The sequence below is a fragment of the Streptomyces atratus genome (genome assembly GCF_040655115.1).
GTDB classification, from domain to species: domain Bacteria; phylum Actinomycetota; class Actinomycetes; order Streptomycetales; family Streptomycetaceae; genus Streptomyces; species Streptomyces atratus_D.
In genome coordinates, this window is the sequence record NZ_JBFAJH010000017.1 from 80,387 (window position 1) to 97,700 (window position 17,314).

Sequence of the window (17,314 nt, forward strand, 5' to 3'; positions counted from 1 at the left end):
GCCCGGCCCGTCGAGTCGCGCGCGACCGTCGAGCAGGTAGACCGCGCGAGGCCGAGCAGCCGCCGCGCGGCCGTGGTGCCCACCGGGGCCGTGCGCCGCCCAACGGCCCACGGTCCTTCCGAGGACCGGCGTCGTCACCGACCGGGACGAGGCGCGGAAGTACCGGGCCATCGCGGCCGAGCGGCCGCACCTGCGCGCCTCGGACGGGGACTTCGCCGACCGGAGCGGCCGATGCCCGGTCCCGGACGGGGACGGCGGACCGCGCCGCCGCCCCCGTACCGCTCAGCGCCTCAGCGCCACGGACCCGTCACCGCGAACGTCGTCCCCGGCTTGTAGCAGTTCACGAACATCGTCCCGCCGTCCGGAGCGAACGTGACTCCGGCGAACTCGCCCCACTCCGGACTTTCCGCCGTCCCGATGTTCTGCCGGCCGCGCGCCATCGCGTACACCTCGCCGTGCCGCGTCACGCCGAATACATGCTGCGCGCCGTCACCGTCCTCGCACACCATCAGCCCGCCGTCGGACGTCAGACAGATGTTGTCGGGGGACTCACCGGGCAGTTGCACGTCCGTGCCCGGACCGAAGACGACCACCAGCGTGAGGCGGCGCCGCTCCGGCTCGTACCGCCACACCTGCCCGAAGTGGTCGGCCGCCGAGCCCGCCGCGCTCTGGGCGAAGCTGGAGACGAAGTAGACCGACGAGCCGCCCCAGTAACAGCCCTCCAGCTTCTGGGCGTGTGTGATGCCCTTCGGGCCGAAGTCCTGGAACCGGATCGGCGTTCCGGCGGCCTGCGGATCCGGTACGGGGACCCACTCGATGCGGTCGAAGCTCGCACCGGTCTCCTGGATGACGGAGAGGTCGGGGACACCGGGCACCCGCATGGCCTGCAGTTCGCCGCCGGCCCGCAGGGAGCCGGTGCCGCCGAGCGGTTTCTCCGGAAGGAAGCGGTAGAAGAGCCCGAACGGCTTGTCGAACGCGTCCTCCGTCTCGTACACGATCCCGTTGTCCGGATCGATCGCGATCGCCTCGTGCTGGAAGCGGCCCATCGCGGTGAGCGGCACGGCTCCGGTACGGCGCGGGTCGGCGCCGTCCACTTCGAAGATGAAGCCGTGGTCCTTGGTGTAGCCGTTGGTGCCGGCCCGGTCCTCGGTCTCCTCGCAGGTCAGCCAGGTGTTCCACGGGGTCCGGCCGCCCGCGCAGTTCACTGCCGTGCCGGCGATGGCCACCCGTTCACCGAGGACCGCGCCCCGGCTGTCGAGCTCCAGGGCCGTGCAACCGCCCTTGCCCATCGGGTCGTAGGTGAGGCCGTCGACGGTCGGGACCGGGATCTTCGCGGTGACCCGGTTCTCGTGGTTGCGGACGAGATGGACGCGGCCGCGGTGGCCGGTGAACGCGGCCATGCCGTCGTGGTTGCTGGGGACCCGGCCCTCGCCGGAGCGGAGCTGGTCGCCCTCCCGGGACAGGACCCGGTAGCGGAAACCTTTCGGCAGATCGAGCAGACCGTCGGTGTCGGGGACCAGCGGCCCGTAGCCGCTGTGGCCACGGGCGGCCGCGGTACCCGCGAAGAGTTCGGAGAAGGCCCCGGCGAAAGCGATCGAGACAGCGGTCGCACCGCTGCCGGCCAGGATCTGGCGTCGTGTTGCGAGTCGTCGAGGTGCGGTTGATGACATGAGGTAACTCCCTGCTGGCGGACAGGAGAAGTGACCCGCATGTGTGTACCACGCGAATCGTCGCGCGGGAACCACGCGGGTCACTGAGCCTCGTGATTGTCAGGGGCCGGCAGGGGCCCGTGGGACCACCCCCGGGGCCGCCTGTGCGGTCAGAGCCTGTCGGGCGACCTCTGATCGGGCGGCCACGCCCTGGCACGCACGCTTCCGGCGTTGCCGAAATGCCCTGGTAGCTCCGCTACAAGGCCATCCCGGCGCCTTGGAATCGCACGCACCATGCCGCGTCCGCTCTCCGATCGAAGGTCACCCGACAGGCTCTCAGCCGAGCGACGCGGTCAGCGTGATCGTCGTGCCCGTCAGAGCCTGGCTGACCGGGCAGTTCGCCTTGGCGTCCTCAGCGGCCTTGATGAAGCCCGCCTCGTCGAGACCGGGCACCTCGCCCTGCACGGTGAGGTGGATGCCGGTGATGCCGGTGCCGGGCTGGAAGGTGACCTCGGCCTGGGTGTTCAGCCGGGTCGGCGCGTTGCCGGCCGTGGTCAGACCGTTGGACAGGGCCATCGAGAAGCAGCTGGAGTGCGCCGCCGCGATGAGCTCCTCCGGGCTGGTCTTGCCGTTCGCCTTCTCCGCGCGGGACGGCCACGACACCGCGTAGTCCCCGATGCCGGAGGAGTCGAAGGTGACAACGCCCTCGCCCTCGATCAGGTTGCCTTCCCAGACCGTGTGCGCCTGACGCGTGGTTGCCATGCTGGATCCCTTCGGATGGGTGGAGTTACCTACCGCACCCGAACCTACTGCGCCACCAGTCCCTTTGCGTCGCGCGCCAGCGCCGTCAGGCGGGAGATCGCCCGGAAGTACTTCTTCCGGTACCCCCCGTTCAGCATCTCGTCGCTGAACAGCCGGTCGAACGGGAGCCCGGAGGCGAGCACCGGTATCTCCCGGTCGTACAGCCTGTCGGCGAGCACCACGAGCCGCAGCGCCGTCGACTGGTCCGGCACCGGCTGCACGTCGGTGAGGCAGACCGCCCGGATGCCGTCCGTCAGCGCGCCGTACCGGCTCGGATGGACGCGGGCCAGATGGTCGAGCAGCGACGGGAAGTCGTCCAGGCCGGCGCCCTCGGTGGCGTACGCGGCCCTGGTGACCTGCTCGTCGGAGTACGGCGCCGGTGCCTCGGGCAGCCCGCGGTGCCGGTAGTCCTCGCCGTCGATCCGCAGCGGCCGGAAGTGCGAGGACAGCCCCTGGATCTCCCGCAGGAAGTCGGCGGCGGCGAAGCGCCCCTCGCCGAGCTTGCCGGGCAGTGTGTTGGAGGTGGCGGCGAGCGCCACCCCCGCCTCGACCAGCCTGCTGAGCAGCGACGACACGAGAACGGTGTCACCCGGGTCGTCGAGCTCGAACTCGTCGATGCACAGGAGCCGGTGCCCGCTGAGCGTCTGCACGGTCTGCTGGAAGCCCAGCGCGCCCACCAGGTTGGTCAGCTCGACGAAGGTGCCGAACGCCTTCAGCGAGGGAGCGGCGGGCGTGGCGTGCCAGAGCGAGGCGAGGAGATGCGTCTTGCCGACGCCGTATCCGCCGTCGAGATACACACCGCGCGGCCCGGCGACCGGTGCTGTCTTCTTACCGAACCGCCACCATCCCTCCGAGGATCCGCTTCGCGCGCTTCCCTTCCTGCCCGCGCCTGTCGCGTGCGCCCCGCCGAGCCCGTGCGCGAACTCGTCGAGAGCCTTCACCGCGTCGGTCTGGCTGGGCTGGTCGGGATCGGGGGCGTACGTGTCGAAGCGCACCGAGTCGAAGCGCGGCGGCGGCACCATCTCGGCGACCAGACGGTCGGCGGGGACGTGCGGCTCAAGGGCGCACAGGGACAGCGGGGCCGTTTCGGCTATGGGGCTCTGCCCCGGCACGGCGGTGGATGACGACACAGCTCTCAAGCTTAAGCGCCGTGCGAGACTGCACGAATGCGACGCCTCTTCCCTGTGACCGACCCGACACCGGCTGCCGAAGGAGGGGAGTGGAGTCTGGACGAGCTCGCCGACGCCTATGCGTACCCCGCCGGGGGCGGCCCCTGGCTGCGCGCCAACATGGTCTCCACGCTCGACGGCGCCGCGCAGCACGACGGACGCTCGCAGCCGATCTCGTCCGACACCGACATGCGGATCTTCGGCACGCTGCGCGGTCTGGCCGATGTGGTCGTGGTGGGCGCGGAGACCGTACGGATGGAGGGGTACCGGCCCGCGAGGGCCAGGGACGCCTTCGCCGCGCGGCGGGCGGCGGCCGGGCAGGGACCCGCACCGGCGATCGCCGTCGTCAGCGGGAGTCTGGACCTGGACTTCTCGCTTCCGCTCTTCGTCTCGCCGCTCGTCCCGACCCTCGTGGTCACCGGCGCCGGTGCTCCGCCGGGACGGATCGAGGCGGCCCGGAGCGCGGGCGCGGAGGTGGTGATCGCGGGCGAGGGCTCCCGGGTGGACCCCGCCAGGGCCGTACGGGAGCTCGCGGACCGCGGGCTGAAGCGGCAGCTGGCGGAGGGCGGGCCCCGGCTGCTCGGCCAGTTCGTGGCCGCCGGGGTGCTGGACGAGCTCTGTCTCACCCTCTCGCCCATGCTGACCGCCGGGGACGCCCAGCGGATCACGGGCGGCCCCTCGGTGGCGGTGCCGGAACGATTCACCCTCGCATCGATGCTGGAAGAGGCCGGGTTCCTCTTCACTCGGTACCGTCGGATCTGACAATCGGCGGAATTTCCCGTTCCGGTTAGCCCCCGGTGGGCACAATGACTCACGCAGACCCCGTGCGAGCACGGGGAAGGATGGTTTCAGCAGCGGCCGTCGAGGGTCGATGAAGCAGAAGGGCGCCCGAGGTGTTCACCAGCGTTTTGATGATCGAGAAGCCCCTCACTTCCGAGGACGTCGAGTTCGTCACCACCCTGCACGGGGAGGAGGAGACCTCGTTCGTCGTACTGATGCAGCCGCGCGGAGACCAGGCCGATGTGCTGCTGCGCGCCATCGACGACGTGGCGATCGGCGAGCTGAAGGAAGCCGCCCGCGAGCTCGAGGAGCCGGAGGGCAAGGACGCCAGGCAACCCGCCGAACTGGCACTCGAGGTTTCCCTCGCCGCACTGCGCCAGGCAGGCTCGGAGGCCGTCGGACAGGTGGTCGAGGACCATCCCCTGGACAAGCTCAAGTCCGTCGTCGACCAGGCGGGGGCGGACGAGGTCATCGTGCTGACCGCCCCGCACTACGTGGAGGAGTTCTTCCACCGCGACTGGGCCTCCCGGGCCCGGCACAAGGTCGGCGTACCGGTGCTCAAGCTCTTCGCGCACAGCGAATAGGCTGGGGGCCACTCACGACGACTTCTGGGGAGACACACGCATGGCACCCGGTATTCCTGCCGCCATGGAACGGCCGCACTTCATCGGCATCGGCGGCGCCGGAATGTCGGGCATCGCGAAGATCCTCGCCCGTCGCGGTGCGAAGGTCGCGGGCAGCGACGCCAAGGAGTCCGGCACGGCCGAGGCACTGCGGGCGCTGGGGGCCACCGTCCACATCGGGCACGCCGCCGCCCATCTGGCGGACGACGCGTCCTGCGTGGTCGTCTCCAGCGCCATCCGCGCCGACAACCCGGAGCTGCTGCGCGCCGCCGAACTGTCGATCCCCGTCGTGCACCGCTCCGACGCGCTCGCCTCGCTGATGCAGGGCCTGCGCGCAATCGCCGTCGCGGGCACCCACGGCAAGACGACCACCACGTCGATGCTGGCCGTCGCCCTGTCCGGGCTGGGCCTCGACCCGTCGTACGCCATCGGGGGCGACCTCGCGGGCCCCGGCACGAACGCCAGGCACGGCGAGGGCGACATCTTCGTCGCCGAGGCCGACGAGAGCGACCGCAGCTTCCAGAAGTACGACCCCGAGGTCGCGATCGTCCTCAACACCGAGCTGGACCACCACGCGAATTACGCCTCGATGGACGAGATCTACGACTCCTTCGAGACGTTCGTCGGGAAGATCGTCCCCGGCGGCACCCTGGTCGTCTCCGCCGACCAGTCCGGCGCGGTCGAGCTGACGCGGCGGGTACGCGACCTGGCGTCGCTCAACATCGTCACGTACGGCGAGTCCGAGACGGCCGACGTACGGGTCCACAAGATCACCCCGCGCGGTCTGACCAGCGAAGTCACCGTCGTCCTGAACGGCAAGTACCTCACCTTCACGGTCTCCGTCCCCGGCCGCCACTACGCCCTCAACGCGGTCGCCGCTCTCGTCGCCGGTGTCGCGCTCGGCATCCCGGCCCACAACCTGGCCTCCGCGCTCGGCACGTACACCGGCGTCAAGCGCCGCCTCCAGCTCAAGGGCGAGGCGGCGGGCGTCCAGGTCATCGACTCGTACGCACACCACCCGACCGAGATGACCGCCGACCTCGAAGCGATGCGCGGCGCCGCCGCCGACTCGCGCCTCCTGGTCGTCTTCCAGCCCCACCTCTTCTCCCGCACCCAGGAGCTCGGTACGGAGATGGGCCAGGCTCTCGCCCTCGCCGACGCCTCCGTGGTCCTGGACATCTACCCGGCCCGCGAGGACCCGATCCCCGGCATCACCAGCGCCTTGATCATCGACGCGGCGAAGGCGGCCGGCGCCGATGTCACCGCCGTCCACGACAAGGCGGCGGTCCCCGAGGTCGTCGCGGGAATGGCGAAGCCCGGCGACCTCGTTCTCACCATGGGGGCGGGCGACGTCACAGACCTCGGCCCGCAGATCCTGGATCACCTGTCGAGCTGAGGGAGCGACCGTGCCGTACGACATCGAGAAGCCGGACGAGGAATGGCGCGCGGAGCTGACGCCCGCCGAGTACGCGGTGCTGCGCCAGGCCGGCACCGAACCGGCCTTCGTCGGTGAGTACACCGACACCAGGGCGGCCGGCGTCTACTCCTGCCGGGCCTGCGGCGCCGAGCTGTTCCGCTCGGACACGAAATTCGAGTCGCACTGCGGCTGGCCGTCCTTCTACGACCCGAAGGACACCGACGCGGTCGAACTGATCCAGGACCGCAGCCACGGCATGGTCCGCACCGAGGTGCGCTGCGCCCGCTGCGGCTCGCATCTGGGCCATGTCTTCGAGGGCGAGGGCTACCCGACGCCGACGGATCAGCGGTACTGCATCAACTCGATCTCGCTGCGCCTGGCACCGGACGAGGGCTGACGTCCGCGCCTTCCGGGCTGACGGCCCCCGTGCGAGTGACGCAGGGCGCGGAACAGCACCACATGAAGGGGCTGCGACCGGGTTCGTCGGGGACGAGCGAGATCCGGATCCTGTTCGCGTTCGACCCAGTACGCCGGGCGGTCTTGTTGGTCGCCGGCGACAAGGCAGGTAACTGGCAGCGCTGGTACGACGCCGACATCCCGCTCGCCGAGAAGCGCTACCAAGTGCAGCTCGCCGAACTCGATACCAGGGAGTACGAATGAGCACGGTCAGTTGGGAGGAGACAAAGCGCAAGGCCCGCGAGAACCGGGAAGCCGCCGGGCCCATCCCCTCCCATGCGCGGGTGGGACTCGTGCCTCCGCCCACCGACTCCTGCCGTGAACACCGGCGGGATTCCTAGCGGGCGGCCCGGTCCTTGATCGCGCTGAGCACGGTGTCGAGCATCCGGTCGAACTCCGCCAGCGATCCGAAGTCGGCCATCAGGGGGGTGAGGGCGGCCAGGGCCGGGTACGCAGCGGCGTCGAACGCGGGCACGGCGCCAGGCCCGTCAGGCCCGCCGCTCGTGCGCGCCAGCAGGTGTCCGTTGAGGAAACTGAACAGCACCATGGGCGCGTCCGCGACCATCCGGTCGGGCAGGTCGGCCTCACGCATCGCGGCGACCAGCACCTCCAGGGCGGAAATGGCCGCCGGTGAGGTCTGGGCGCGGGTCACGAGCAGCGGGAACACCCGGGGGTGTCGGTAAGCCATCTCGCGGTAGCCGTGCGCCGTCCGGCGGGCGATTTCCTCCCAGTCATGGGACGTGTCATCGTCCGCGGCGGCCGCCACCTCGGCGAGCACCGCCTCGGACATCGCGTCCAGCAGTGCCGTCTTGCCCTTGATGTGGTGGTAGATCGACATCGGGTCGACCCCGAGCTCCTGCGCGAGTCGCCGTACCCCGAAGCGCTCCAGGCCGTCGCGGTCGACCATTGCGACGGCGGCGGAGGCGATGCGCTCGCGGTCAAGTCCCGCTGAGGTGCCCTGGGTGCGTCTGGCCACGCCCACTTCTTTCCTTGTCAAACCTACATCGTAGAAACTATCGTGCGCAGCGCAAACCTACGTCGTAGGTTTCAGGTCGTCGGTCGAATCTCCCCAAGGGGGAAATATGAGTGAGGTCACTGCCACGGAGCGGCCGCGGGAGCCGGCCTGCGCCTCCAGGCGCAGGTGCTGGTCAACCCCGCTGTCGATGTGACCGAGACGATGCTCGACCACGCCTCGGTCACCGAGCACGCCCTCACCCCGACCCTCGCGGTGCCGCAGCTGGTCCAGCGGCTCGCCGTTCCACCGGGAGCCGACCCCCGGGCGGTCTCGCCGCTGTATGCCGACGACCTCAACGGGCTGGCCCCGGCGCTCGTGGTGGTGCCGACTCACGACCCGGTGGCCGATCACGGCCGCCGCTACGTCGAGCGACTGCGGGCCGCCGGGACACCGGCGCGGCTGACCGAATACCCCGAAGCGGGGCACGCGTTCCTCACCATGCCGGGCGTGGTGCCGTAGGCCCAGGCTGCGCGGGCGGAGATCCTCGAGTTCCTCCGGGCCTTCCCCACCGTCTGATTCGAAAGGAAGCACTCTGATGACGAAGACACGGCATGAGAGATTGGCCATCGGAGCGATGTACACGGGCCTTGGGCTGACGGTCGTCGCGACGGTCGCCCCGTACGTCGACCGTGCCACCACCCATCTGCTGGCCGACCATATCCAGGCCGGCTATCCCGCGTACACCCAGACGCGTGTCGACTCAGCCGTCACCACCTACCTGGTCCTGCTGTCCGTCATCGGAGCGCTCGGCGTCATCGCCTGGCTCTGGACGATCCGGGCCGTCAAGGCGGGCAAGCGGTGGGCCCGTCCTGCCGCGACCGTGATGTTCGTGGTCGGCACCAGCGTCGGGTTGATCGGGCTGCTCACCAAGGACACCTCCGGCGACACCGGTCTGCCGTCGGCGCTGGGCTGGGCCGGGATGGCTCCCTTCCCGGTAGCCCTCCTGGCGGTCACGCTGCTGTGGAGACGACCGCGACCGGCATGACGCCGGCGGCGGACTCCGCACGTGATGGGCGGGCGGCCACCTTGGGTTTCGGGGCGGGGCCGCGGGCACCGACGTGCCTTCAACGTGGACTCGACTGATACGGACTCGCGGTGAACTCCCTGTTCGAAAGCCTCGGCGGGGTGCTCCCGGTCGCGGACGAGGCTGCCTTCAACGTCTTCTCCGCACTGACGGGGACACTGACCACCCACTACTCGTACCTCGCCACACTCACGTCGTGGGCAACCTCGCTGCGCCTGGTACCGGACTGAGCCCCGCCGGGCCGACGGGGGTACGGCTGCGGGAGCAGGTCCGCCCGCAGCCTGTCAGTCGTCCTCGGGGCTCTCGGGGCGCAGCAGTGGGTGGGCGACGCCGGGGAACACCCGCGCCCTGACCACCGGCTCAGCCGCCCCGCCCTGGACCACCGCCTCGGCGACGCCCCAGGGGCGGCCGTGCAGGACGACGGTCAGGGTGTACGAGGACGAGCACCCCATGCAGTCGTACCGGTCCGCCCACGTCTCCACATCCGTGACGCTGCCGGGGTAGCGCGCCACGTGCCGGTGCCGGGCATGGCAGCGGTCGCACGTCTCGCCGGGCTCGCAGGTCCCGCCGCACGGGCACGGGACGTCGAGCGAGTCCGCCGGGCGCCAGTGCTGCGTGAGGACGGCGTCACGGGTGGCACCCATGTCCTTCATCGCCTTCAGATTGCGGGCGGCGACGTTGTACGACTCGCCGGTGGCGGCCATCCGGTCGCGGATGACGTCTTTGCGTCCGCGGTTCGTCGTCATCGGTTCCTCATCTGTTCCTACGGGGGGTCACGCAGCCCGCAAGGAGGTCCACGAGATCGGAAGGTTCCACGGTACCCGGCGCCCCGGGCAGGCCGCGCCACCTGCCCGGCCGGGGGCAGACGCTCAGGACGGGGACGGTTCGGGGGTGAGAGCCTCACGGCCGATCCCGCTGTCATTGCGACAGATCGTCACCGCACCGCCCCGGATGCGATAGCTGTACGGGGCATTGCACGCCTCGCAGCCGTTCGACGTCTTCTTCGTGGGCATGGCGATGTCCGGCCGAGGAGCGACTTCCGCTACGAGGTGTCCTTCTCCTTCATCGACCGCGACTTCCAGTGCGCGCTGTTCGCGCCGCACCCCGAGCGGCGCCGGGTGCTGGAGCCGTATGAACCGACCGCGGCGGATCTGGAGTTCGGCCCGGCGGTTCGTGGGGTGGAACGGCCTCGCGCACGGCATCCAGCAGGTCGACGCCTGCTGCACGGCCGAGGGCGAACTGCTGAAGCAGCGCGTTCCCGTGGTGCGGCCGAAGCGGGGGAGTCCACCACTGGTTTCGAGGCACATCATCAGCAAATGCCCTGTCGCCCGGAACTCCGTACAATTTGATCCCGAACGATATCGTCGATCCAACGCGCCGCAATGGCGTCGAAGGAGTGTGACCGTGCCCGGCCAACGATCCATCACCGAAGCCGAGAAGCTGGCAGGCGCGAAGCTGGGTGGCATTCCGGTCCGGCACGAGCAGATGGCCGTGGTGGCCAATATCTATCGCGCTGCCTCTGCGGTCCGGCAGCACCTGGAGAACTCGGTGCTGCGTGGGTCCGAGCTGACCTGGACGGCGTTCGTCGTGCTGTGGGTGGTGTGGATCTGGGGCGAGTCCGAGACACGGCACGTGGCGGAGGAAGCGGGCATCTCCAAGGGGACCCTCACGGGGGTTTCGCGCACTCTGGAGGCGCGGGGGCTGGTGCGGCGGTCCGGTCATCCCACCGACGGGAGGCTGGTGCTGCTCAGCCTCACGGACGAGGGCGAGGAGCTCATGCAACGCGTGTTTCCCCGGTTCAACGAGGAGGAGGCATTTGTCACCGGGCAGCTCAGCGACGAGGAGTGCCGCAGTGTCGCGGAAGGGCTGCGCCGGGTCGTGCTCCAGGTGGAGGAGCAGGGCGAGGAGCGTCGCCTCGCCCTGCTGGACGGCGCCGAACCCGCGCCGCGCCGCAGCGGACGCCGCCCCAAGGCGTGAACCAGGGCTCGTGAACCAAGGCTGAAGCGGGGGCCGCGGGGCGGCCTCAGGGCGGGGTCCGTGACCGCCTCGGCGTCCAGCTGTCGGGCGCCGGCCACGGACACGCCTGCCCGGCCAGGACGGGTGGCGCGGTGGCGGCGGCGGTCCCCGTCGTCGCGGGCGTCCCGGAACAGCGCGTCCACCTGGGCGATGGCGATGTCCTGCGGCCCCGCGCCCCGCGAGGAGACCAGGCCTTCGGGACCCGGCCGAGCGCGATGTCGTCGGGTTCCGGAGCGAGCCGGGGTCCCTGTGATCCGCAGCGGCCGAAGAGAGCCATGGCAATGTCAGCTGCGGCCGCGGGCGGCGCGGACGAGGGCGTCGAAGAGCCCTTGCTGGGCCGGGTCCTCGTGGGCGGTGTCCTCGGGGTGCCACTGCACGGCGGCGAACCAGCCGTGCAGGCCCGGGAGTTCGAGGGCTTCCACGGTCCCGTCGACGGCGCGGGCGGTGACCGTGAGGCCGACACCGGTACGGTCCACCCGCTGGTGGTGGTAGCAGGACGCCTCCATCTTCTCGGCCCCGGTGGCCTGCTCCAGGAGCGAGCCGCGCTGGATCGCCACCGGGTGCACGACGTGGCGGTGCTCGCGCTGCGGGCCGCCCATGTCCTGCTCCAGGGTGCCGCCCAGGGCGACGTTGACGACCTGCAGGCCGCGGCAGACCGCGAGCGTCGGCAGGCCCGCGTCCAGGGTTTGGCGGGCGACTTCCAGGTCGAAGCCGTCCTGTTCGTCGTCCACGTCGTAGACGCTGTCGTGGGCCTCGCCATCGCTGTAGCGGTGCGGGGCGAGGTCGCCGCCGCCGGGGAGCAGGACGCCGTCGAAGCGGGTGAGCCGGGCGGCCACCTCGGCGGGGTCGGCGGTGCCGCCGGGCGCGTGCGGGTGGATGGTGGCAGGTTCGCCGCCCGCCCGCCACACCGCGTCGACGAGCGCCCGGGCGTTGACCTCGGCGGCGTACCGCAGGGCGGAGGTGGATGCGGAGAAACGGGCCGGAATGGCGATGAGCGGTCTCACAGCTGGATCCAGGTGGTCTTGAGTTCGGTGTACTTCTCCAGGGCGTGCGCGGACTTGTCACGGCCGTTGCCGGACTGCTTCATACCGCCGAAGGGTACGGTCAGGTCGCCCTCCTCGTAGCAGTTGACCCAGACCGTCCCGGCCTTCAGGGCACGGGAGACCCGGTGCGCGGTGGACAGGTCGGACGTCCACAGCCCGGCCGCGAGACCGTACTCGGTGGCGTTGGCGAGTGCGACGGCCTCGTCGAGGTCCTCGAAGGTGAGGACGGACAGCACCGGGCCGAAGATCTCCTCCCGGGCCAACCGCATGCCGGGGTCCACCCGGTCGAAGACGGTGGGTCGCAGGAAGCTGCCCCCGGACTCGGCCCGCGTGCGGTCACCGCCGGTCCGCAGCCGTGCGCCCTCGTGGAGGCCGGTCCCGATGTGGTCCAGTACCCGCTCCAGGTGTCCCTCGCCGACCAGCGCGCCCATCTCGGTGGCGGGATCGAGGGGGTCACCGACCCGCAGATTCCGTGCGCGCTCCACGATGGCCTCGGTGACGCGCTCGGCGACGGAGGAGTGGACGAGCAGTCGCGAGGGTGCCGTGCACATCTCACCCTGGTTGAAGAAGATGCCCCAGGCGGCGGTGGCCGCGGCCTTCTCCAGGTCGGGGGCGTCCGGGAGGATGATGTTGGGTGACTTGCCGCCCAACTCCAGCCAGACGCGCTTGAGATTGGAGTCGGCGGCGTAGCGCAGGAAGTGCCGTCCCACGGCGGTCGACCCTGTGAAGGCCAGGACGTCCACGTCGGGGTGCAGGCCGATCGCCCGCCCGGCGGTGGGGCCGTCGCCGGTGACGACGTTCAGGACGCCCGGCGGCAGCCCGGCCTCGGTCGCGAGGCGGCCCAATCGCAGGGCGGACAGCGGGGAGTTCTCGGAGGGCTTCAGTACGACGGTGCAGCCGGCCGCGAGTGCGGGCGCGACCTTCCAGGAGGCGAGCGTCAGGGGGAAGTTCCACGGCACCACCGCGCCGACGACGCCCGCCGGCTCCCGGGTGACGAGCGCGAGCGCGTCCGGGGCGATGTGGGGGGACTCGTCGGTCACCTTGTCGGCCGACTGTCCGTACCAGCGGAAGGTATTGATCGCGGCGCGCAGCTCGATGGCATACGCGTCCGTGATGGGCTTGCCCATCTCCAGGCTGATGGTGAGCGCGAGCCGGTCGCGCTGCTCCTCCAGCAGATCGGCGATCCGCAGCAGCGCCCGGCCACGGTCGGCGGGCGCCAGGCGCGGCCAGGGGCCGGAGTCGAAGGCCCGGCGGGCGGCGGCCACGGCCGCGTCCACCTCCGCGTGGCCTCCGTCGGCGACCCGGGTCAGCACCTGGCCGTTGCGTGGAGAGACGACGGGGTAGCTCCCGCCGCCTCCGGGTTCGTCGGCGCCGTCGATGTGGTGGACCCCGGACAGGTCCAGCTCCTCGGCTCGGCGCAGCCACTCCTCACGGGTGACATCCAGCATGGGTGGCCTCCAGGTCGGATCCAATATATTTGGGCTCAAACGATATGGCGATGAGTGGTCCCTCACAAGGGTTCCCGGGAGGCGGGTTCGGCGTATCATTTGGAGCCATACGATTGACCGGTCAGGGTGATCCGGCGGGTCCATGGACAGAGGAACGGAGCGCCCATCGTGCGAGCACTCGTCATCAAGCACGACCACGTGACGGAGCCCGGGCGGGTCGGGGACCGCCTCGTCGAGCACGGATACGAACTCACCACGGTGACGGTCGTGCCCGAGTCCCGCCATCACACGCCGAATGTGGAGTTCGACTTCCCCGACGCCGATGGCTGGGACCTGATCGTGTCCCTCGGTGCCCCCTGGTCGGTCTACGACGACGTGGCCGTCGGCAGCTGGATCGGCGGCGAGCTCGCGCTGCTGCGCAAGGCCCACCACCTCGGCATCCCGGTCCTCGGCGTCTGCTTCGGCGCCCAGGCGCTCGCCACCGCCCTCGGTGGCTCGGTGGAAGCCTCCCCGCGGCCCGAGATCGGATGGACGGACGTCGAGACCGAGGTTCCCGATCTGGTGCCGCCGGGGCCGTGGTTCCAGTGGCACTACGACCGCTGCGTCCTGCCGCCCGACGCCGTGGCGCTGGCCCGCAACGCCGTGTGCACGCAGGCTTTCCGGGTGGGGCGGGCGCTGGGCGTGCAGTTCCACCCCGAGGTCACCACGGCGATGGTGCGAGGGTGGGTCGACCTCGACGGCGCGGAGCAGTGCGTACGGCACGGAGTCGACCCGGACGAACTGCTCGTACGCAGCCGCGCCATGGAATCCGTCGCTCGCGCCCATACCCGCCGCCTCGTCGACGGCTTCCTGGACCAGGTGGCCCACGCCGCCGACTGATGGGGGCGTGCTGATGCGCGACCTGCGGGACGGGGCGGCACCGGCGCTGTGACCTCGTCGATCAGCGCCTTCCGGTGCGGTGGGAGACGATGTCGGCCGTTCAGGGGTGGCACCGCCGCGGCGCGCGCCCGGGACCGTTCGCCGGGAGCGCGCCGCAAGGGGCGGATCAGGCGGTCGCAGCCGCCTTGCCGCGCACCACCCGTGCCGCCACGGCGCCCAGGACCAGGACCACCGGGACGCTGAGCGCGAGCCAGGCGGCCGTGCCGGGGTCACCGCCGATGAGCGTCGTGAAGTTGGCGAGGATCAGCCAGATGGCGCCCGCGATGCCGAGCGCGCCGAGGGCCGGGGCGATCAGGGTGTTCCAGGGGCGGGTGTCGAGGCGCTCGCGTCGGAAGAAGACGATCACCGAAACCGAGGTCAGGAAATAAAGGAGCATGATCCCGAGGACGGCCACTCCGCTGAACCAGGAGAAGAGCGTCAGCACGGGGTCCTTGCCCAGCAGTGCGAACGGGGCGACCAGCACCAGCGCGATCGCGGTCTGCACGCTGCCGGCCGCCCAGGGGGAACGGCGCTGGTTGAGCGCACACAGCTTGCGGGGCAGCAGCCCCTCACGGCTGAGCGAGAACAGGTAGCGGTTGGCCGAGTTGTGGAAGGCGAGGATGCCCGCGAAGAGCGAGGTTGCGAGCAGGATCGGCAGTACGTCGTAAGCCCATCCGCCGAACTGGTCGGCGACGGGATTGAAGACGAACGCCGTGGCGTCGCCGCTCTCCAGCGCCTCTCCGGCGGCTGCGCCGGCGTGCGAAGCGCCGTAGGAGGAGATGAGCATCCAGGAGGTGAAGGCGAAGAAGCCGGTGACGACGGCGACCGACAGGTAGGTGGCCCGGGGGACGGTCTTGCGCGGTTCGCGCGCCTCCTCGCCGTAGATCGCGGTGGCCTCGAAGCCGAACATCGATGCCACGGCGAACATCATCGCCACTCCGGGAGCCCCCTGCAGGGCAGCTTTCGGCGAGAAGCTCCGGGTGAAGCCGAGCCCTTCGGGCCCGCCGCCCTTGAACAGGGTGACCAGTGCGAAGACGAGCAGGATGCTGAACTCCGCCAGGACGAAGACCGCGAGGATCTTGGCGCCCATCTCGATGCCGGCGGCGCCGAGCGCCTGGACGACCACCATCGTGGCCAACGTCCAGACCCACCACGGCGTGTCCAGGCCGGCGTAGTGCGAGACCAGACCGCTCACCAGCTCCCCGTACAGCCCGTACATGGCGGCCTGGATGGTGCAGTAGGCGAACAGGGCCACGCCCGCGCTGCCGGATCCGGTGGTCCGGCCCAGGCCCTTGCCGATGTACGTGTAGAAGGCGCCCGTGTCCACGACATGGCGGCCCATGGCGACGAAGCCGACCGAGAACAGCAGGATCACCAGACCGGCGGCGACGTACGCGGCAGGTACGCCTGCTCCGTTGCCGAGGCCGACGGAGATGGGGGCGGCTCCGGCGATGCCGGTCAGCGGGGCCTGCGCGGAGAGGACGAAGAAGAGGATGCCCAGGACGCCGAGGGCGTTGGGCTTGAGCTTGCCTGTGGTGGGCGCGTCCTGCACGGTCTGTTGCCTTGCGACCGTTTGACTGTCCACTCGGATCACCTGCCGGGGAATGAGGAGAGGGTGGTTTGTTTCAGGCCAAACGAGTTGCTTCATCCTGGGGGGGAACTATCCATTTGGCAAGGGGTATGCAACTGCTGGTCGGGGAACGTGCGTGAGGTCGTTTTAGCTCGATCGTGTGATGGTCGGCTTGCAGCCTTGCGGTGCGCTGGGCCGGTCGGGGTAGCGTTGCCGTGCGATCTGGGACGCCGGGTGCGGTGCCAGCGTGCGGGGCCCCTGCTCCACCAGAGAGATGGCTCAGGGCCTCCCCGTCGCCTCTGGCCGTATCCATATGGCCAGGTCGTGAGGGACTCCGCCCGCCCGGCTCGGACCACGGACAGGATCCGTGTCGCTGCCCGGGATGCGAAAGCGGACGATCAGTGCGCCCAAAACCGTTCGGGGCGTGCCAGTGCGCGGACTCACTCCCGCTCACTGCCCAGGAACGGTTGAAGAGGATTCCCGCCGCCCTGTCGGCTGTTCATGGCGTCGGAATCGAAGCGGCATCGGGGAGGCGAGGCGATCGAGCCTCTGAAACCCGCCGCTCCTCACGTGCGGTGTACGCCTCCTCGCGTACGGCGACGGCTCCGGTGCGGAATCGAACGAGGCCCTGGACGCCGACCGTCCAGGGCCTCGCGATGTGCCGGTGGGGTCAGAGGGCCCCCTCGGCGCCCCCGTCGGCGTCGAGCAACCGCAGGAGAGCCCTCAGCTCCTCCAGGGCGGCGTCGGTGACCGTCGGCTCGTCGAACACGAGCTGGTGCAGGACGAGGCCGTCGAGAGCGGCGAACACCAGCCGCATCAGCGCCGGGTTCGCATCGCCCGGCAGTATGCGGGTGAGCTCGCGCTGGGTGGCCTCGAAGTACTCCTCGTACAGGGCACGCAGCGGTGGCAGCAGCTCGGGCCTGCGGCGGGACTCGAGGAGCAGCTCGTACTGGAACACCTGGATGTCCGGATCAGCGGTGACCATCTCCGACAACTCGGTCGAGAAGTCCGCCACCTTGCCGGTGCCGGGCTCCAGCGCGCTGGTGCTCAGGCTGGTGCGCACGGCGTGGGTCAGCGCCTCCTCGATGAGGGCGTCACGCGAGCCGAAGTGGTGGACGACCAGGCCGTGGGTGACCCCGGCCTCCTCCGCGACCGCGCGGTAAGTGAGTTTGCGCAGACCACCGCGGGCCACCACCCGCACGGCCGCGCCGAGCAGGGCTTCGCGGCCCGCTCCGTAGTTCACCCGCTTGCGGGGCTTGGCTCGCTTGCCTTCGCCCTCGTCTTCGGTGGTCTCGGCGGATTTGGTCATGTCGGGGACCCTACCTGCCGGTTGTGGATGGGGCTTCGCGCGTCGGCAAGGGCCTGTGCGCGCGGTGAGGAGCCGG

General features: G+C 70.6%; 19 protein-coding genes and 1 pseudogene. 10 read left to right on the forward strand and 10 right to left on the reverse strand.

What is annotated here, in order from left to right:
• Nucleotides 1-290: 290 nt before the first annotated feature.
• From AB0I23_RS20165 to zapE, 3 genes are all read right to left on the reverse strand, one after another.
• Nucleotides 291-1,670, reverse strand: a complete 1,380-nt coding sequence (locus AB0I23_RS20165) for an alkaline phosphatase PhoX (protein WP_359110957.1) — start codon at nt 1,668-1,670, stop codon at nt 291-293.
• 315 nt (nt 1,671-1,985) lie between these two features.
• Entirely contained in the window at nt 1,986-2,411 is a 426-nt protein-coding gene (locus AB0I23_RS20170) for an OsmC family protein (protein WP_359110959.1), read from the reverse strand.
• A gap of 44 nt (nt 2,412-2,455) precedes the next feature.
• A complete protein-coding gene (gene zapE / locus AB0I23_RS20175) occupies nt 2,456-3,580 on the reverse strand; it encodes a cell division protein ZapE (RefSeq protein WP_359110961.1) in 1,125 nt (374 codons plus the stop codon).
• Nucleotides 3,581-3,616: 36 nt separating this feature from the next.
• Between zapE and AB0I23_RS20180 the strand changes: the two genes are divergently transcribed.
• From AB0I23_RS20180 to AB0I23_RS41705, 5 genes are all read left to right on the forward strand, one after another.
• Nucleotides 3,617-4,381 carry a pyrimidine reductase family protein gene (locus AB0I23_RS20180; protein ID WP_359110963.1) on the forward strand — a complete coding sequence of 255 codons (765 nt, stop codon included), beginning with the start codon at nt 3,617-3,619 and terminating at the stop codon, nt 4,379-4,381.
• Nucleotides 4,382-4,530: 149 nt separating this feature from the next.
• Nucleotides 4,531-4,983 (forward strand): indole-3-glycerol phosphate synthase, encoded by a 453-nt coding sequence (locus tag AB0I23_RS20185; protein ID WP_359110965.1) that lies wholly within the window; start codon nt 4,531-4,533, stop codon nt 4,981-4,983.
• A 40-nt stretch (nt 4,984-5,023) separates the two neighbouring features.
• Nucleotides 5,024-6,418 (forward strand): UDP-N-acetylmuramate--L-alanine ligase, encoded by a 1,395-nt coding sequence (murC, locus tag AB0I23_RS20190; protein WP_359110966.1) that lies wholly within the window; start codon nt 5,024-5,026, stop codon nt 6,416-6,418.
• 10 nt (nt 6,419-6,428) lie between these two features.
• Nucleotides 6,429-6,836 carry a peptide-methionine (R)-S-oxide reductase MsrB gene (msrB, locus tag AB0I23_RS20195; RefSeq protein ID WP_359110968.1) on the forward strand — a complete coding sequence of 136 codons (408 nt, stop codon included), beginning with the start codon at nt 6,429-6,431 and terminating at the stop codon, nt 6,834-6,836.
• A gap of 29 nt (nt 6,837-6,865) precedes the next feature.
• Entirely contained in the window at nt 6,866-7,099 is a 234-nt protein-coding gene (locus AB0I23_RS41705; RefSeq protein ID WP_436846963.1) for a type II toxin-antitoxin system RelE/ParE family toxin, read from the forward strand.
• Between the two features lie 133 nt (nt 7,100-7,232).
• Here the strand turns inward: AB0I23_RS41705 and AB0I23_RS20205 are convergent, their stop codons facing one another.
• Nucleotides 7,233-7,871 carry a TetR/AcrR family transcriptional regulator gene (locus AB0I23_RS20205; protein ID WP_359110970.1) on the reverse strand — a complete coding sequence of 213 codons (639 nt, stop codon included), beginning with the start codon at nt 7,869-7,871 and terminating at the stop codon, nt 7,233-7,235.
• Between the two features lie 132 nt (nt 7,872-8,003).
• Here AB0I23_RS20205 and AB0I23_RS20210 point away from each other — a divergent pair.
• The 3 genes and pseudogenes from AB0I23_RS20210 to AB0I23_RS20220 all read left to right on the forward strand — a co-directional run.
• Nucleotides 8,004-8,369: pseudogene (locus AB0I23_RS20210) on the forward strand (alpha/beta hydrolase fold domain-containing protein); the annotation flags it as partial.
• 76 nt (nt 8,370-8,445) lie between these two features.
• Complete coding sequence (locus AB0I23_RS20215) at nt 8,446-8,895, forward strand: hypothetical protein (RefSeq protein WP_359110974.1); 450 nt, start codon at nt 8,446-8,448, stop codon at nt 8,893-8,895.
• Between the two features lie 110 nt (nt 8,896-9,005).
• Nucleotides 9,006-9,164: a hypothetical protein gene (locus AB0I23_RS20220; protein WP_359110976.1), complete on the forward strand. Its 159-nt coding sequence runs from the start codon at nt 9,006-9,008 to the stop codon at nt 9,162-9,164.
• 54 nt (nt 9,165-9,218) lie between these two features.
• On the opposite strand, the gene AB0I23_RS20225 is transcribed toward AB0I23_RS20220, so the two are convergent.
• Both AB0I23_RS20225 and AB0I23_RS41710 read right to left on the reverse strand, forming a co-directional pair.
• A complete protein-coding gene (locus tag AB0I23_RS20225) occupies nt 9,219-9,680 on the reverse strand; it encodes a hypothetical protein (protein ID WP_359110977.1) in 462 nt (153 codons plus the stop codon).
• Between the two features lie 123 nt (nt 9,681-9,803).
• Entirely contained in the window at nt 9,804-10,244 is a 441-nt protein-coding gene (locus AB0I23_RS41710) for a hypothetical protein (protein ID WP_436846964.1), read from the reverse strand.
• A gap of 94 nt (nt 10,245-10,338) precedes the next feature.
• On the opposite strand from AB0I23_RS41710, the gene AB0I23_RS20235 reads away from it, so the two are divergent.
• Nucleotides 10,339-10,911, forward strand: coding sequence for a MarR family winged helix-turn-helix transcriptional regulator (locus AB0I23_RS20235; protein WP_359111042.1), 573 nt, complete (start codon nt 10,339-10,341; stop codon nt 10,909-10,911).
• Between the two features lie 323 nt (nt 10,912-11,234).
• Here AB0I23_RS20235 and AB0I23_RS20240 read toward each other — a convergent pair whose 3' ends face one another.
• Both AB0I23_RS20240 and AB0I23_RS20245 read right to left on the reverse strand, forming a co-directional pair.
• A complete protein-coding gene (locus tag AB0I23_RS20240; protein WP_436846965.1) occupies nt 11,235-11,954 on the reverse strand; it encodes a gamma-glutamyl-gamma-aminobutyrate hydrolase family protein in 720 nt (239 codons plus the stop codon).
• Nucleotides 11,951-13,441: an aldehyde dehydrogenase gene (locus AB0I23_RS20245; RefSeq protein WP_359110978.1), complete on the reverse strand. Its 1,491-nt coding sequence runs from the start codon at nt 13,439-13,441 to the stop codon at nt 11,951-11,953. Before AB0I23_RS20245 ends, AB0I23_RS20240 begins: the two co-directional genes overlap by 4 nt.
• 168 nt (nt 13,442-13,609) lie before the next feature.
• Between AB0I23_RS20245 and AB0I23_RS20250 the strand changes: the two genes are divergently transcribed.
• Complete coding sequence (locus AB0I23_RS20250; RefSeq protein WP_359110980.1) at nt 13,610-14,320, forward strand: type 1 glutamine amidotransferase; 711 nt, start codon at nt 13,610-13,612, stop codon at nt 14,318-14,320.
• 166 nt (nt 14,321-14,486) lie between these two features.
• Here the strand turns inward: AB0I23_RS20250 and AB0I23_RS20255 are convergent, their stop codons facing one another.
• Both AB0I23_RS20255 and AB0I23_RS20260 read right to left on the reverse strand, forming a co-directional pair.
• Nucleotides 14,487-15,944 carry an APC family permease gene (locus tag AB0I23_RS20255; protein WP_359110982.1) on the reverse strand — a complete coding sequence of 486 codons (1,458 nt, stop codon included), beginning with the start codon at nt 15,942-15,944 and terminating at the stop codon, nt 14,487-14,489.
• Nucleotides 15,945-16,599: 655 nt separating this feature from the next.
• The gene (locus AB0I23_RS20260; RefSeq protein WP_359110984.1) at nt 16,600-17,238 is read right to left on the reverse strand and encodes a TetR/AcrR family transcriptional regulator; all 639 of its coding nucleotides are present in this window, start codon (nt 17,236-17,238) and stop codon (nt 16,600-16,602) included.
• Nucleotides 17,239-17,314: the final 76 nt, after the last annotated feature.